At 69.2% G+C, this 14,864-nt stretch carries 14 protein-coding genes and 1 rRNA gene; 9 read left to right on the top strand and 6 right to left on the bottom strand.

Features of this window, described 5'->3' with window-relative positions; translation table 11 throughout:
* Positions 1-3: 3 nt before the first annotated feature.
* Complete coding sequence (locus A3AG_RS0107270; RefSeq protein WP_018004783.1) at positions 4-990, bottom strand: LysR family transcriptional regulator; 987 nt, start codon at positions 988-990, stop codon at positions 4-6.
* Between the two features lie 61 nt (positions 991-1,051).
* On the opposite strand from A3AG_RS0107270, the gene A3AG_RS0107275 reads away from it, so the two are divergent.
* Together A3AG_RS0107275 and A3AG_RS0107280 are read left to right on the top strand one after the other, a co-directional pair.
* Positions 1,052-2,662 (top strand): MFS transporter, encoded by a 1,611-nt coding sequence (locus A3AG_RS0107275; protein WP_018004784.1) that lies wholly within the window; start codon positions 1,052-1,054, stop codon positions 2,660-2,662.
* A gap of 116 nt (positions 2,663-2,778) precedes the next feature.
* Positions 2,779-3,618: an IclR family transcriptional regulator gene (locus A3AG_RS0107280; protein ID WP_018004785.1), complete on the top strand. Its 840-nt coding sequence runs from the start codon at positions 2,779-2,781 to the stop codon at positions 3,616-3,618.
* A 16-nt stretch (positions 3,619-3,634) separates the two neighbouring features.
* Here the strand turns inward: A3AG_RS0107280 and A3AG_RS0107285 are convergent, their stop codons facing one another.
* Positions 3,635-4,453: a phytanoyl-CoA dioxygenase family protein gene (locus A3AG_RS0107285; RefSeq protein ID WP_018004786.1), complete on the bottom strand. Its 819-nt coding sequence runs from the start codon at positions 4,451-4,453 to the stop codon at positions 3,635-3,637.
* A gap of 263 nt (positions 4,454-4,716) precedes the next feature.
* On the opposite strand from A3AG_RS0107285, the gene A3AG_RS0107290 reads away from it, so the two are divergent.
* The 5 genes from A3AG_RS0107290 (at position 4,717) to A3AG_RS0107310 (ending at position 10,804) form a co-directional block, all read left to right on the top strand.
* On the top strand, positions 4,717-5,643 hold the full coding sequence (locus tag A3AG_RS0107290; RefSeq protein WP_018004787.1) for an AAA family ATPase: 927 nt from the start codon (positions 4,717-4,719) through the stop codon (positions 5,641-5,643).
* 5 nt (positions 5,644-5,648) lie between these two features.
* A complete protein-coding gene (locus A3AG_RS0107295) occupies positions 5,649-6,680 on the top strand; it encodes a DUF58 domain-containing protein (protein ID WP_018004788.1) in 1,032 nt (343 codons plus the stop codon).
* Positions 6,677-8,650, top strand: a complete 1,974-nt coding sequence (locus A3AG_RS0107300; protein WP_018004789.1) for a transglutaminase TgpA family protein — start codon at positions 6,677-6,679, stop codon at positions 8,648-8,650. The genes A3AG_RS0107295 and A3AG_RS0107300 overlap by 4 nt, the downstream gene beginning before the upstream one ends.
* Positions 8,651-8,735: 85 nt before the next feature.
* Positions 8,736-9,224, top strand: a complete 489-nt coding sequence (locus A3AG_RS0107305; RefSeq protein ID WP_018004790.1) for a MarR family winged helix-turn-helix transcriptional regulator — start codon at positions 8,736-8,738, stop codon at positions 9,222-9,224.
* On the top strand, positions 9,221-10,804 hold the full coding sequence (locus A3AG_RS0107310; protein ID WP_018004791.1) for an MFS transporter: 1,584 nt from the start codon (positions 9,221-9,223) through the stop codon (positions 10,802-10,804). The genes A3AG_RS0107305 and A3AG_RS0107310 overlap by 4 nt, the downstream gene beginning before the upstream one ends.
* A gap of 169 nt (positions 10,805-10,973) precedes the next feature.
* Here the strand turns inward: A3AG_RS0107310 and A3AG_RS0107315 are convergent, their stop codons facing one another.
* Both A3AG_RS0107315 and A3AG_RS0107320 read right to left on the bottom strand, forming a co-directional pair.
* Positions 10,974-11,306, bottom strand: a complete 333-nt coding sequence (locus A3AG_RS0107315) for a hypothetical protein (RefSeq protein WP_018004792.1) — start codon at positions 11,304-11,306, stop codon at positions 10,974-10,976.
* 270 nt (positions 11,307-11,576) lie between these two features.
* The gene (locus A3AG_RS0107320) at positions 11,577-13,043 is read right to left on the bottom strand and encodes a DegQ family serine endoprotease (protein WP_026164019.1); all 1,467 of its coding nucleotides are present in this window, start codon (positions 13,041-13,043) and stop codon (positions 11,577-11,579) included.
* Positions 13,044-13,221: 178 nt separating this feature from the next.
* Between A3AG_RS0107320 and A3AG_RS0107325 the strand changes: the two genes are divergently transcribed.
* Positions 13,222-13,698, top strand: coding sequence for a MarR family winged helix-turn-helix transcriptional regulator (locus tag A3AG_RS0107325; protein WP_018004794.1), 477 nt, complete (start codon positions 13,222-13,224; stop codon positions 13,696-13,698).
* Between the two features lie 51 nt (positions 13,699-13,749).
* On the top strand, positions 13,750-14,172 hold the full coding sequence (locus tag A3AG_RS0107330; protein ID WP_018004795.1) for an organic hydroperoxide resistance protein: 423 nt from the start codon (positions 13,750-13,752) through the stop codon (positions 14,170-14,172).
* Positions 14,173-14,231: 59 nt separating this feature from the next.
* On the opposite strand, the gene A3AG_RS0107335 is transcribed toward A3AG_RS0107330, so the two are convergent.
* Entirely contained in the window at positions 14,232-14,519 is a 288-nt protein-coding gene (locus A3AG_RS0107335) for a GIY-YIG nuclease family protein (protein WP_018004796.1), read from the bottom strand.
* A gap of 126 nt (positions 14,520-14,645) precedes the next feature.
* Positions 14,646-14,759, bottom strand: a 5S ribosomal RNA gene (gene rrf, locus A3AG_RS0107340).
* Between the last annotated feature and the right edge of the window lie 105 nt (positions 14,760-14,864).

The raw sequence follows: 14,864 nt of genomic DNA on the forward strand, positions 1-14,864 counted from the left end.
CCCTCAACCCGCCGTGCGGGCCTCTCCCGGCGCCAGCCCGTCCGCGGCGGCATCCAGGCCGGCGTCCCGCGCCGTCTCCGCATCCCCTTCCGGCGGCAGTTCCGACACCATCATCGATTCGATCGCTTCCATGAAGGCGCGTACCTTGCGCGGCTGCAGGCGCCGGTCGGGCAGCAGCGCGAACACGCGCAGCGGCGGCAGCGGATAGTCGGGCAGAACCCGTACCAGCCGCCCCTGTGCGACCTCGGCCTCGCAATAGATGACCGACAGCCGCGCGATACCCAGCCCCGCCAGCGCGCCTTGCAGGCGCAGTTCGGCGTTGTGGGTCTGCATGCGCGGGCGGATCGGCACCGATACGGTCTGGTCGTCGCGGGTGAATTCCCAGACGGTGTCGCCAGGCGTGGTCAGCGTAGGCATATTGGCCAGGTCTTCCGGGCGCAGCTGCGCCGGCAGGCTGGCCGCCAGCGCCGGCGCGGCGAACAGGCCGCGTTCGACGTGGTAGATGCGGCGCGCCACCGTGCCGGAGTCAGGCAGGTCGGCGTCGACGATGACAAAGGCGACGTCGAAGCCGTCGCGGATCGGATCGACCAGGCCCTGGGTGATTTCCACCGCCACATCGAGCGCCGGGTGTGCCGCCAGCGTGCGGCAGATCACGCCGCCGAGTTGCTGCGCGCCGAATTCATAAGGCGTGGCGATGCGCAGCACGCCCTGCACGCGCTCTTCGCGCGCCAGCGTTTCCTGGCGGATCTCGCGCAGCCGCGCGAACAGCGGCGCGACATCGCGATAGACCGCCTTGCCCGCATCGGTCAGGCGCATGCGGCGCGTGGTGCGCTCCAGCAGCTTGGCGCCGATCGCGGTTTCCAGCCGCGCGACCGCGGCCGACACGCGCGACTTGGGACAGTCGAGCTGCTCCGCCGCGGCCGTGAACGTGCCCTGCTCGACCACGCAGCAGAACGCCTCCCAGTCATTCCATTGGATTGTTTCGTTCACCGGACAATGTTTCCCTGACAAGCTGTAGTTCTCGACGGTGGGCCTACATTATGCTTGAGCGATGCAACAAACGCCTGTCCAGGCTGGATCGGACGCGCTAGCCCCCGCCATTCCAGCCATCCCCGCCCCCGCCGCCGTCGGCACCGCGTCCCCCCAGCGCCCGCGCATGCAAATCGCCAGTCACCCCGAGATGGGTCACTGGCGTCTTTCATTGTTCGGTCTGACGCTGGGCCTGGTGACCGGCATCGACTTCTCGTCCACGCTGATGATGGGTGTGGCCAGCCAGCATATCCAGGGCGGCGTCGGTGCCGCGCCGGAAGACTACCTCTACGCGATCTCGGCCTACGCCGCCACCGCGGTGCTGATGAACATGGTGCTGGACCAGCTCGCGCGCCGCATCACGTACAAGCGCTTCACCATGGTGTCGCTGCTGGTGTTTATCGCCGGCTCGCTGATCTGCGCGGAGTTTGCCAGCCCGGCCGGGCTGATCACCGGCAAGGCGGTGCAGGGGCTGGGCGCGGGCGGCCTGTTCGCAGCCTCGCGCATCCTGGTCCAGCTGGTGTCGACGCCGGCCGAGCGCGCCCCGCTGATGCTGCGCTTCGGCGGCGGCGCGTTTTCGATGCTGGCGATCACGCCCTGGCTGACCAGCATCTTCCTGGACGATATCGGCTGGCGCGCGGTATTCCTGTTCCAGGCCGGCATTGCGCTGCCGGTGCTGCTGTCGGTCGCGCTGACCTACCCCACGCGAGCGCCGCGCGATCCGCACCCGCCGGTGTCGACGCTGGACTGGCCGGCCGCCATTGCCGCCGCGCTGGGCGCGCTGGTGTTCCTGCATACGCTGCAGGAAATGCGCTACACGCGCTTCTTCAGCTCGCCGGAGATGCCGCTGGCCGCGCTGTGCGGCGTGGCGCTGTTTGCCTTCAGCGGCTGGCGGCTGTATCGGCATCCGGACCCGTGGATCGACTTCTCGCGCCTGGCCGGGCGCCAGTACCTGTACGGGCTGGGCTTCTACACGCTGTACTACCTGCTGTCGTCGGCGTGGTCTTTCCTGCTGCCGACGCTGACGCAGACCGGGCTCGGGCTGACCTTCCGCACCACCTGCATGCTGTTGTCGACCAGCGGCACAGTGTCGGCCATCGGCGCCATCGTGATCACGCTGGGCATGGCGGTGGTGTTCCGCAAGCGGCGCGTGATCGCGGCCGGCTTTGTCGTCTACGCGTGCGCGGCGATGCTGCTGTCGACCCAGCTGATGCCGGGCGCGCCGGACTACGCGCTGGTGCCGGTGGTGCTGCTCGAGGGGCTGACGCCCGTGCTGCTGATGGTGCAGGTGGCGTCGATGACCTACCTGGAAGTGCCGGTCCGGGATTTCTCGCACGCCTACCAGTTCAAGAACGTGTGCAAGCAGATTGCCTCGGCAATGGGCACCGGGCTCGCCAGCGTCTTCATGCAGGACGGCCTGGCGCAGCACCGCACGCACCTGGTCGACCACATCACCCGCTTCAACCCGGTGCTGCAGATGCCCGACGCGCTGTCCGCGGCGGGGCTGGCCAGGCTGTCGCAGGAAGTCGACCGGCAGGCGACGCTGCTCGCCGGCATGGACCTGCTGCATGGCTTTGCCGCGCTGTGCGTGGCGGGGGCGGTGTTCGTGCTGGTGCAGCGCAGCTTCCGCTAAAGGCCAGGGTACCGGCGTGGGGGGCGGTCCGGGCCCGGCACTGGCGCAATCCCGGCATTTCCTCTACCCTTTCGGCCTTTCCGTGCCAATCCGGCGAACCGCGCCGGGCTACGCAGATGGCCAGTCCCACCGATCCCCGCCAGACCCCGCCGCCAGCATCGCCGACCGCCGACAGCGCCGCCGCGCCCGAAAAGCCGAGCGACAGCTATGTGCAGTCCTTTGCACGCGGGCTGTCGGTGATCCGCGCCTTCAACGCGCAGCACCCGGCCCAGACCCTGACCGAAATCGCCCAGGCCAGCGGCCTGACGCGCGCGGGCGCGCGCCGCATCCTGCTGACGCTGGTGGGACTGGGCTATGTGCAGGCCGACGGGCGCCTGTTCCGGCTCACGCCCAAGATCCTCGACCTGGGCTTCGCCTACCTGACCTCGATGCCGTTCTGGAACCTGGCCGAGCCGATCATGGAGGCGCTGTCGCAGCAGGTCCATGAAAGCTGCTCGATCTCGGTGCTGGACGGCACCGAGATCGTCTACGTGCTGCGCGTGCCGGCGCGCAAGATCATGACCATCAACCTGTCGATCGGCAGCCGCCTGCCGGCATATTGCTCGTCGATGGGGCGGGTGCTGCTGGCCGGGCTGAGCGAGCCCGAGCTCGACAGCGTGCTGCGCGCCACCGAGCTGCGCGCGCGCACCGGGCGCACTGTGACCGACGTTGACACGCTCAAGGCCATCGTCGCCGATATCCGCCAGCGCGGCTGGGCCCTGAACGACCAGGAGCTGGAGGAAGGGCTGGTGTCGCTTGCCGCGCCGATCCGCAACCGCGCGGGCCACACCATCGCCGCCATCAACATCAGTGGCCAGGCCAACCGCACCAGCGCGCAGGAGATGCTGGAGCGTTTCCTGCCGCCGCTGCTCGAAGCCTCCGAGAAGATCTCCGGGCTGGTCGGGCTGCGCACCTGAGCGCAGCGGCGCCGGCTCAGACCGCGGGCAACTCCACGCTGCCGAACTCGGCCGAGCGCGTGCCGTCCAGCGGCCGGTTGCTGGCGCCGAAATACGCGAACGCCACCGACAGCTTGACCGCGTTGGACGCATTGCGGCCGGCCGCATGGAACAGCCGGCTGTCGAAGCACAGCACGTCGCCGCGGTGCAGCGCCAGCGGCTGCGCGGCATCCAGCAGCGGCTGGCTGGCCGGGTGCGCTTCGATCAGGAATTCGGCCGGGTCCAGCTGGCCGGGCTCGAGCCGGGCCTGGTGCGAACCCGGGATGACGCGCAGCACGCCATTGCGCTCGTCCTCGTCGCCCAGCGCCAGCCACACCGTCACCAGTTCCGGCCGCGCAAACGACCAGTAGCGGGTATCGCGGTGCCAGCCGGTCTGGCTGCCGTAGTGCGGATGCTTGGTCATCACGCAGTTGTGATGCGCCAGCGTGATGCGGGCGGGCTCGCCCAGCAGGGCCTGCACCACCGCCACCAGCTTGGGATCGCTGGCCCAGCGGCGGAACACCGCATCGCGCCCGTAGGCCTGGCGCAGGCGCCTGACCGTGCCGCCGCCGGCGGCGTCGCGCGTGGCCGGGGCGCCCGGATAGCCGAGGTCGGCCTCGAACTCCACCGGCGGCACCGCCGCGGCGAGATGCTGGCGCGTCACCGCCTCCAGCGCCGCGCACGCCGGCTCGTCGGCAAAGCCGCGCAGGATCACGAAACCGTTGGCATGGAAGGCCTGCGCCAGGCGCGGCAACGCGCCGGCATCGGCGGACAAGGTGGAAGCGGGCACGTCGGCGCAGGGGTCCAGCGAGGTCATTGCAGCAGGTGCGGCGCAGGGCCGCGCAAAGGGGCGGAAACAGGAACAGGGCCGCGGTGGCCCGACAGGCTCATGATGCCAGAACCAGCGCCATCTGGCGCAGGCGCCGCATCCGCAGCCTGCACTCGGCGCCGGGCCGGCGGCCGCGTGCGTACGGCAACAGACGGTCGCGCCTGCGGTGGGCGCCGCTACAATGCGCTGGTCTTTGCCCGATAATTCCTGCATCCACCGCGATTTTTTCAGGCTCTGCGCCGAGGTCCCACGTGACTGCACGCCCCCGCATCGTCGCTTCGCTGGCCGAGGCCCAGGCCCAGCTGGGCCGCATTGTCCTTGGCAAGCCACAACAGGTGCGGCTGGCGCTGGCCTGCATGCTGGCACGCGGCCACTTGCTGCTGGAAGACGTGCCGGGCGTGGGCAAGACCACGCTGGCGCATGCGCTGGCGCGCACGCTCGGGCTGCACTACCAGCGCGTGCAGTTCACCAGCGACCTGTTGCCGGCCGACCTGATCGGGGTTTCGGTCTTTGTCCGCGACGCCGGCGAATTCCGCTTTCACCGCGGCCCCGTGTTCGCGCAGGTGGTGCTGGCCGACGAGATCAACCGCGCGCCGCCCAAGACCCAGAGCGCGCTGCTCGAGGCGATGGCCGAGCGGCAGGTGACCCATGACGGCGCCACGCACGCGCTGCCGTCGCCGTTTTTCGTCATCGCCACGCAGAACCCGCTGGAGCAGATCGGCACCCACGCGTTGCCCGAATCCCAGCTGGACCGCTTTACCATGCGGCTGTCGCTGGGCTACCCGGACCCCTCCTTCGAGCGCGTGCTGTACCTGGGTGGCGCCAGCGCGGCGGAGCTGCCGCCGGTGATGGATGGCAGCCAGGTACTGGCGCTGCAGGACGCGGCCGCGCAGGTGCACGCCAGCCCGGCGCTGGTCGACTACGTGCTGGCGCTGGTGCAGGCCACGCGCAGCCACGGCGGCCTTGCCGCGGGGCTGTCGCCGCGCGCCGGGCTGGCGCTGCTGGCCTGCGCGCGCGCCTGGGCCCTGCTGGCCCAGCGCGACCTGGTGCTGCCCGAAGACGTGCAGGCGGTGTTCACGGCCGTGGCCGCGCACCGCCTGTTGCCGGCCGGCGCCGGCGGCCACGCCGCCGTCGATGGCCACCTGGCCGCGCTGCTGGCCGGCGTGGCGATTCCCTGAGCGCCATGGCGGCGCGCAAGGGCGTGCTCGGCGGCACGCCACGCCTCGCCCGGCGCCGCGCCGCCAGCCGGCGCCCTGCTGGCGGCGCGGGCGGCGTGGTACTGCTGGACCGCCGCCATCTCTATATCCTGCCCACGCGCGGCGGGGTCGGCTTTGCGGTGGTGCTGGCGGCAATGCTGATGACCTCGCTGAACTACAACATCAGCCTGGGCTTTGCGCTGACCTTCATGCTCGCCGGCATCGGCATGTCATGCATGTGGCTGGCCTACCGCAACCTGCTGGATCTCGCCGTCGCCGCGGGGCCGGTGGCGGCAGTCCATGCCGGGCAGGACGCGATCTTCCACGTACGCGTCGACAGCCGTGGCGGCGACGCGCGCATCGGCATCGAGGCGCGCGTGCCGGCCATGCCGGAAGTCGCTGCCGCGGCGCTGACGCTCGAAGCCAATGCCAGCGGCATGCTGGCGCTGCACGTGCCGGCGCCACGGCGCGGCCGCCTGGCGCTGCCGCGCGTGACGATCGCCAGCCGCTTTCCGTTCGGCCTGTTCCATGTCTGGAGCCATGCGGACCTGGAGCTGTCGACGCTGGTCTACCCCGCACCGGAAGCCGGCGCCCCACCGCCACCGCCCGCGCACCGCCCCGACGATGGCGACGACGCGCGCGCTGCCGCCAGCACGACCCACAGCGAAGACGGCATCGACCAGCTGCGCCGCTACCGCAGCGGCGATTCGCTGCACCGCATCGCCTGGAAGCACAGCGCGCGCACCGGCCGCTGGCTCAGCCGCGCCGGCGATCCGCCGCGGCAGCCGGCGCGCTGGCTGGACTGGCACGCGCTGCCCGCCGGCATGGAGGCTGAGGCGCGCTTGTCGCGCCTGTGCGCATGGTTGCTCTCGGCCGGCGACGAAATCGAGATCGGCCTGCGCCTGCCCGGCATCGAGTTGCCGCCCGCGCGCGGCGCCAGCCACCGGCGCGCGTGCCTCGAAGCGCTGGCCTTGTGGCCCCATCGTCCTGGCACAATCCGCGCCGCGGAACCCGCATGAAACCCGCGCCCCGGCCGCTGCGGCATGAAGACCACGGCCTGCTGCTCGGCCAGCTGGCGCTGGTACTGGCGCCGCAGGCGCGCACGCTGCCGGTGGCGGTGAGCCTGCTGCTGGTGCTGCTGCTGGCGTGGCGCTGGCTGCTGTGGCGGCGGCGCGCGCCATTGCCGTCGCGCTGGATGCTCGGCACCACCGCGCTGCTGGTGCTGCTGGTGGCGTGCGCGCTGGTGTGGCAGGACGGCGGCGGCATCGGACGCGAGCTGGCCGTGGCGCTGCTGGGCGCCTTTGTCATCCTCAAGCTGCTGGAATGCCGCGCGCTGTCGGACGCGACCCTGGTCACGCAGCTGTCGTTCTACCTGCTGCTGACGCTGTACCTGTCCGACCAGCCGTTCTGGCTGGCGCTGTACAGCCTGGCCATTGGCGCCTGGGTGCTGCGCAACTGGCTGCTGCTGCATCACCCCGAGGCACGCAGCCGGCTGGCGATCTGGCCGCTGCTGGGTCGCATGGCGCTGCTTGGCTTGCCGTGGGCGCTGGCGCTGTTCGTGCTGTTCCCGCGCCTGGAGCACCCGCTGTGGCAGCTGCCCCAGTCCGCGCAGAGCGGCACCACCGGCATCAGCGACACCATGCGCCCGGGCAGCGTGGGGCAACTGATCCGTTCGCCCGAGATCGCCCTGCGTGCCGAAATCGCCGGCCCGCCGTTGCCCGCGGCCGCGCTGTACTGGCGCGCGCTGGTGCTGTGGGAATACGACGGCACCACCTGGCACCCCTCGCGGCTGCGGCGGCAGCAACTGGCCCCGGCGGCCGGCGTCGCCGGCAGCACGGCAGGCATCGACATCAGCATCACGCTGGAACCCAGCCGACAGCGCTGGCTGTTCGTGCTCGACCGCGGCCAGGCGCTGTCCGCCGGCGCGGAGGCCGCCATCACGGCCGACGGCGAGTTCATGGCGCGCCGGCCGGTGGAGCAGCGCATCCGCTATCGCACGCGTTCCACGCTGACGCCGCCGGCGCAAGCGCTGCCGCCGGCCACGCTGCGGCTGGCGCTGAGCCTGCCGCCGGGCAACCCGCGCGCCCGCGCACTGGCCGCGCAATGGGCACAGCGCCATGCCGATCCCGCGGCGCGCGTGCAGGCCGCGCTGCGGCTGTTCGCGGCAGCGCCTTTCGCCTATACGCTCGCCCCGCCGCCGCTGGGAGCCGAACAGATCGACAGCTTTGTGTTCGATACGCGGCGCGGCTTCTGCGAGCACTACGCCAGCAGCTTCGTCTTCCTGATGCGCGCCGCCGGCGTGCCGGCGCGCGTGGTCACGGGCTACCAGGGCGGCGAATACAACCCCATGGCCAACCACTACGTGGTGCGCCAGTCCGATGCGCACGCATGGGCCGAAGTGTGGCTCGATGGCCGCGGCTGGATACGCGTGGACCCGACCAGCGCAGTCGCGCCCAGCCGCATCGAGCAGGGGCTGGATGCGGTGGTCGGCAGCGAAGCGGCCGACTGGCGTCCGTCGCGACAGCCGGGCTGGCTCAAGGATTTGCGCTGGGCCTATGAGGGCATGGTCTACACCTGGCAGCGCTGGGTGCTGCAGTACGACCACGCGCGGCAGCAGCGGCTGCTGCAGGCGCTCGGCACCAGCGTCGGGGCCGGACCGTTGCTGGCTGCCGTGCTTGGCATGCTGTGCCTGCTGGCGCTGGTGCCACTGTGGCGGCGGCGGGCGCCGGCGGACCCGGTCGGCGCGGCCTATGCCCGCTTCTGCGCCGCGCTCGCCCGCCACGGCTGCACGCGAGCGCCGGCCGAAGGCCCGCAGGAATTTGCCGCGCGGGCCAGCGCCCGGCTGCCGGCTGCCGGCGAGGCGATCGCCGCCGTCAGCGCCGCCTATATCAGCCTGCGCTACGGCGACCTGCCGGCCGACCGGCATGCGCAAGCACTGGCTTCGATGCGGGCCGGCATCCGCCGGGCCTCGGCGGCCTTGCGTCGCTAGCCGGACGAGGGACCGGCGTGGTTGGCTACAACTGATATAATTACGTTTGTAACTATATCAGTTGTTATCAATTTCTCGCCCCGCCATGTCATTCGAGCAACGCATCGACCGTTTTTGCGCCAGCCACCCTGAAGCCCCACGCGACCTGATCCTGGCCTCGCGGCTGCTGCTGCGCACCGCGCGCCTGCTGCGCGGCCATATCGACCACGCCCTGGCGCCCTTTGAACTGGAGATGAGCCAGTACCTGGTGCTGAGCATGCTGGCCGCCGACGAGGGCGAGCCCAGCATGCCGTCCGAACTGGGCACCACGCTCGATGCCACCCGCACCCAAATGACACGGCTGCTGGATGGCCTGGAAACACGCGGGCTGCTGCGCCGGCGTGCGTCGGCCAGCGACCGGCGCAGCCTGGAGCTGACCCTGACCCCGGCCGGTCGACGCCTGCTCGAGCGCGCCGCCCCGGCGGTCCATGCCGCGTATGGCGCGGCCTGGGCGCCTCTCGGCGCAAGCGGCCTGGCCGGCGCGACCCGCACGCTGAGCGTGCTGCACCAGACCCTGGAGACGCTGCTGCCATGAGTCCGGGATCGGCCTGGCGGCCGCTGTGGCGATTGCGCGCGGGCATGCGCTGGCTGCGCTGGCTGAGCCGCCCGCAACGGCAGACCGTGCTGATGCTGCTGCTGGCGCTGGCCACGGGCGTGGAGTTCCTCGAGAACATCATGTTCGTGTTTGCCTCCAGCCATATCGTCGGCGGCCTTGACGCCGATCCGCGCAGCTTTGCGCTGGTGCAGGCCGCCTACGCCGTCGGCAGCATGCTGATGATCCTGAAGCAGCAATGGCTGTCGCGCCGGTTCGGCTACCGCCATTACCTGACCGGGGCGCTGCTGCTGTTCATGGCCGGCACGGTGGTGGCCGCGACCAGCCATGCGCTGCCGCAGATGGTAGTGGCGCGCTTCATCCAGGGCCTCGGCGGCGGTGCCTTGTTCACCAGTTGCCGCATCCTGGTCAACGTGCTGTTCGGGCCGGCGGAGCGGCCGCGCGCCACGCGCATCTTCATGATCGGCATTTTCACGGCGTCGGCGCTGGCGCCCGCCTTCGCCGCCGAACTGATCGAGCACGGCGTCTGGCAGGACGTGTTCTACGGCGTGCTGCCGTTCGCCGCGCTGGCAACGCTGGGCGCCTGGCTGCTGCTGCCGGATGCCGAACCACGCGCCGGCGCCGACGGCCCCGCGCTCGGACCGCTGCTGCTGTTCGGTGCCGCCATCGTGACGTTGCAGGCGGCACTGACCGAAGCGCGCTTCGACGTGTTCTCGCACCCACTGCGCCTTGCGCTCGTGGCCGCGGCGGGGCTGGCGCTGCTGGCGCTGTTCCTGTGGCACCAGTGGCACCACCGGGCGCCGGTGCTGCACCTGCGCGCGCTGCGCCAGCCGGTGTACCTGGCCGGCCTGGCGATGTACTTCGTGTACTACATGGTGAGCAACCTGAGCGGCTACCTGTTCCCGATCTATGCCGAGCAGGCCCTGAAGATCCCGCTGGCCACCACTGGCTGGCTCAACACCTTTGCCGCGCTGGTCAGCCTGGCCGGCATCTTCGTCTACCTGCGGGCCGCGCCGCGCCTCACGCGCAAGAAGCCGCTGATGATAGCCGGCCTGGTGCTGATGGCCGCCACGGCATGGTGGTTTTCGCGAATGCCGCCCGACGCCGGGCCAGCGGCGCTGGCGTGGGGACTCGTCGGCAAGGGCCTGTTCGGCGTGCTGGTGATCATTCCCATCGCCGGGCTGACGTTCCGCGCGCTCAGCCCGGATGCATTTGCCCATGGCTACCGCAGCAAGAACCTGATGCGGCAGATCGCCAGCTCCTTTGCCTCGGCGCTGGGCGCGGTGCTTCTGCAGAATCGCCAGTTCGCGGTGCACGACAGCCTGCTGCACGCGCTCGGCCAGCGCCCGGCCGAAGCGGAACAATGGATGGCCGGGATGCAGTCGGCGCTGGCCGCGCGCGGCTTCGACGCGGCACAGGCACACCAGGGCGCGCTGGCGCAGTTGAGTGCGCTGATTACGCAGCAGGCCACACTGGTCGCTTGCGAGGATATCTATCGACTGATTGCCGCCATGGCGCTTGGCGCGGCGGCGTACATGCTGTGGCAGCGGCGGCTTGCGTAGGCGCTGCGCGCATCGCGACGCCAGCTGGCGAGGATTGCGCCGGCTGTGGGCTACGCTGGGACTGCAGGTACGGCTGGGAAGATCAGGGGAGAAGCGAAGGCACCGCGCGCAAAGGGTGGGCGCGGACGGGTCGCAGTGCCGGCGGGCGCGGCACCGGCGAAGATCCTGCTCAGAACAGCGACAGCTGGCGCATGCCGAAACCGATGGTCTCTTCCACGCGCGCACGGGCGTGGGCCAGCGAGCCTTCCGCGCCGGAGTAATTGCCGGCGGCCCAGTGGTAGACCACCGGAAGCTCACCGCGTTCGGACAGGCGCACTTCGCCAAGCTTGTCGCCGCGCTCGTTGCGGTAGAAGTGCGAACGGTAGCCACGCTCCCAGTGCGGGGCGACCTCTTTCTTGCGCCGCCGGGGCTTCGGCGCCGAGCCGGTGGCTGACGTCGTGGACGTCAGTCGCCGCGCTCTATCGGTACCCGGCATCGGGGCACGGGTGAAATCCAACTGCATAGACTTCCTCTTTGTCGATTCAGCAGAACCAGGGCCGGCGGGGGCTGCCGCCGCATGCTTCGTGCATCGCAGTCGAGATGATACCTGCTGGCGCGCTTTCTGTAAGCAGTTGATTGCGCTGAATCCCGCCTCCGGTAAGGCTTAGCGGGCCGTATACCTGCCCGTATACCTACTCGTAAACGTGTCGGTATACGGCCGGTATACGGCCCGCGATGACGTCAAAGCCTTGCTGGTTAACGGCTTGCGGGCATGCAGCGGTGCCCGCCGGGATCAACCCAGATCGAGCGGAATGAAGATGCGCGCATCATCGCGCTGCACCAGCAGCGCCACCTGCTTGCCCGATTTGCCCACCAGCGTCCGCAGCTGATCGACCGATGCGATCGGCGTACCGTTGAGCGACAGGATCACATCGCCGGGCTGGATGCCCACGCGCGCGGCGGGACCGGTCACGTCCTCGACCACCAGGCCGCCATCGATGCCGCTTTCGCGCTTCTCCGCCGGCGACAGCGGGCGCACTGCCAGTCCCAGCCGGCCATTGGCTTCCTTGCCGCCCGCCTTCTGCGCGACCGCCTGATCGCGCGCGGTGCCAACCGTCACCGACAACGTCATCGGCTGCCCCTTGCGGATGATCTTCAGCGAGGTCTGCGTGCCCGGCTTGATGTCGGCCACGTGCTCCGGCAGGTCGCCCGAATGGTCGATCACGTCGTTGTCCAGTTGCACGATGACGTCGCCCGGCTTCAGTCCCGCGCGCGCGGCGGGACTGTCCGGCTCGACCGAGTTGACCAGCGCCCCGGTCGGCTTGGGCAGGCCGAACGACTGCGCCAGCGCCTGGTTGACCTCCTGCACGCTGATGCCGAGGCGCCCGCGCGTGACCTTGCCGTGCGCCACCAGTTGCTGCTGCACCTTGGTCGCCACGTCGATCGGGATCGCGAACGAAAGGCCCTGGTAGCCGCCGGTCTGGCTGTAGATCTGCGAGTTGATGCCAACCACCTCGCCGCGCTGGTTGAACAGCGGACCGCCCGAGTTGCCGGGATTGACCGCCACGTCGGTCTGGATGAACGGCACATAGGTGTCGTCAGGCAGCGAGCGTGACTTCGCGCTGACGATGCCCGCAGTCACGGTGTTCTCGAAGCCGTAAGGCGAGCCGATCGCCAGCACCGGCTCGCCCACGCGCACCTGCGACGGATCGCCCAGGCGCACGGTCGGCAGGTCCCTGGCATCGATGCGGATCACCGCCACGTCGGTCTGCGGATCGGTCCCTAGCACCTTGGCCTTGAACTCGCGGCGGTCGGTGAGCTTGACGGTCACTTCCTGCGCGCCGTCGACGACGTGCGCATTGGTGAGGATCAGCCCGTCGGGGCTGACGATAAAGCCCGAGCCCTGCCCGCGCACCAGCTGCTGGGGACCACCCTGCGGCCCCTGGAACTGCGGCCCGAAGCGCTTGAAGAACTGGAACAGCGGATCGCCCGGATCGATGCCGGGCGGCATCTGGACCGCGGTGCGCTGGGCGCGCGCGGTCACGCTGATATTGACCACCGCGGGTCCGTACTGGGCGACGATGCCGGAGAAGTCCATCGGCCTGGCAACGGCAGCGGCCGGCTGGGCGGCAGCCACCACGGGCGCGGGCGCCGCGTAGCCCGGGGTGATGACTTCTCGCTGCAGATAGGCGTAGCCGCCGCCGAGCGCGGCCAGGGCTGCGATACCAACGGCGGTGCGAGCAATGGTCTGGCGCATCATAGGTGTTCCCTTCCTTTTAGCATCTGGCGTCGGCACGATGCGACGCAACACCGTCATGCTAGCGACCAAGACTTAAAACAGACTTAAGGTCGGATCCCAACGTCTAGCCGCGCCTGTAGCTGCGCGCGCACATTAAAATTTATCTTGCGCACAATCTAATTGCGTCTAATATATCGACATGGAACGCGACAACGAACCCGTCACCGACTGGCTTTTGCTGGATCACCAACTATGCTTTGCGCTGTATTCGAGCTCGTTGGCGATGACCAAGCTGTACAAGCCACTGCTAAGTGAGCTTGGGCTTACTTATCCGCAGTATCTCGTGATGCTGGTCTTGTGGGAGGCCGAAACGCTGTCGATCTCGGAACTCGGCAATCGCCTGGCGCTGGACACGGGCACGCTGACACCCCTGCTGAAACGGCTCGCCGCGACGGGTCTGGTCACCCGCACACGGGATGCGACTGACGAACGCAGGGTCCTGGTCAGCCTGACTGACGCCGGGCGCGCGCTGCGTCAGCGCGCCGTGGGGATTCCTGAACAGATGTTATGCGCCACGCAATGCCCGGTCGAAGAGATCCAGGCCCTGACGCGGCGCTTGCATGCACTGCGGTCGACGCTCGAACAAGCGCGGACCGATTCCGGCCTGCCGGACTGACGGCAGGCATTAATGATGGCGCCCCTGCGGGCAACCAAACCGGAGCCTTAGATGAAACTAGAGAAAGTCGTATATACCGCCCATGCCACCGCCACCGGCGGCCGCGATGGCCGTGCCACCACGTCCGACGGCCAGCTCGACGCCAAGCTGGCGGTGCCCAAGGAAATGGGTGGCGCCGGCAATGGCCTGAATCCGGAGCAGCTGTTTGCCGCAGGCTATTCGGCCTGCTTCCTGGGTGCGATGCGCTATGTCGCCAGCCAGCAGAAGATCAACGTGCCCGCCGATGCATCGATCCAGGGCGCAGTCGGCATCGGCCCCATTCCGCAGGGTTTCGGCATCCAGGTCGAGCTGAAGATCTCGCTGCCGGGCTTCGAACGCGAAGCTGCCGAGAAGCTGGTCGAGCAGGCGCACCAGGTGTGCCCGTACTCGAACGCGACGCGCGGCAATATCGATGTCACGCTGACCGTGGTCTGAGGCTTCAAGCCAGAAAAACGGCCCGCATCGCGCTTGCGATGCGGGCCGTTTTTTTTGAATCAGGCTGCCTGCTGTTCTGATGGCGCAAGCGGCAGAGCCGCGCAAAACGAGCGCTTCTGCGCCGAACTCATCCGTTTGATCTCGATTTCCGCCTTCAGCGCTTCCGACTTGGTGGCGAAGCGCACCTGCCCCAGCACGCGAATGGGCTTGCGCGAGCGGGTATATTTGGCGCCTTTTCCGGATTGGTGTTCGGCAAACCGACGCGCCACATCCGTGGTGATTCCGGTGTAAATCGAATCGCCGGTGCATTCGAGCAGATAGAGATACCAGGCGCAGTCAGCGGACATGATGGAAATGGAGGACTGCGGTAATGGTATTACGGCTTCGCGACGACGGCGAGCGCAGCGTTTAGGCCCGCGCCAAAGACAAAACCCCTCGCAGCACACGCTGTCGAGGGGTTTTGCAGTATAAGAGCCTGGCGATGACCTACTTTCACACGGGTAATCCGCACTATCATCGGCGCGGAGTCGTTTCACGGACCTGTTCGGGATGGGAAGGGGTGGTTCCAACTCGCTATGGTCACCAGGCATGAGGGGTTGTGGCGCTGTCGGGTGGGACAGCGTCACGAATCGGGATGTAGTCTTGGTTGTGCGTATCGTGGCACAAGGCGACGATCAACCAGGTGAAACACA

Origin of the sequence: Cupriavidus neocaledonicus (assembly GCF_000372525.1) — a bacterium.
GTDB lineage: Bacteria > Pseudomonadota > Gammaproteobacteria > Burkholderiales > Burkholderiaceae > Cupriavidus > Cupriavidus neocaledonicus.

Bases quoted from the DNA above. Each gene is read 5' to 3' on its own strand.
- A3AG_RS0107275 (WP_018004784.1), top strand. From the start codon at position 1,052: ATGCAACAAACGCCTGTCCAGGCTGGATCGGACGCGCTAGCCCCCGCC.
- A3AG_RS0107280 (WP_018004785.1), top strand. From the start codon at position 2,779: ATGGCCAGTCCCACCGATCCCCGCCAGACCCCGCCGCCAGCATCGCCG.
- A3AG_RS0107285 (WP_018004786.1), bottom strand. From the start codon at position 4,453: ATGACCTCGCTGGACCCCTGCGCCGACGTGCCCGCTTCCACCTTGTCC.
- A3AG_RS0107295 (WP_018004788.1), top strand. From the start codon at position 5,649: ATGGCGGCGCGCAAGGGCGTGCTCGGCGGCACGCCACGCCTCGCCCGG.
- A3AG_RS0107300 (WP_018004789.1), top strand. From the start codon at position 6,677: ATGAAACCCGCGCCCCGGCCGCTGCGGCATGAAGACCACGGCCTGCTG.
- A3AG_RS0107305 (WP_018004790.1), top strand. From the start codon at position 8,736: ATGTCATTCGAGCAACGCATCGACCGTTTTTGCGCCAGCCACCCTGAA.
- A3AG_RS0107310 (WP_018004791.1), top strand. From the start codon at position 9,221: ATGAGTCCGGGATCGGCCTGGCGGCCGCTGTGGCGATTGCGCGCGGGC.
- A3AG_RS0107315 (WP_018004792.1), bottom strand. From the start codon at position 11,306: ATGCAGTTGGATTTCACCCGTGCCCCGATGCCGGGTACCGATAGAGCG.
- A3AG_RS0107320 (WP_026164019.1), bottom strand. From the start codon at position 13,043: ATGATGCGCCAGACCATTGCTCGCACCGCCGTTGGTATCGCAGCCCTG.
- A3AG_RS0107325 (WP_018004794.1), top strand. From the start codon at position 13,222: ATGGAACGCGACAACGAACCCGTCACCGACTGGCTTTTGCTGGATCAC.
- A3AG_RS0107330 (WP_018004795.1), top strand. From the start codon at position 13,750: ATGAAACTAGAGAAAGTCGTATATACCGCCCATGCCACCGCCACCGGC.
- A3AG_RS0107335 (WP_018004796.1), bottom strand. From the start codon at position 14,519: ATGTCCGCTGACTGCGCCTGGTATCTCTATCTGCTCGAATGCACCGGC.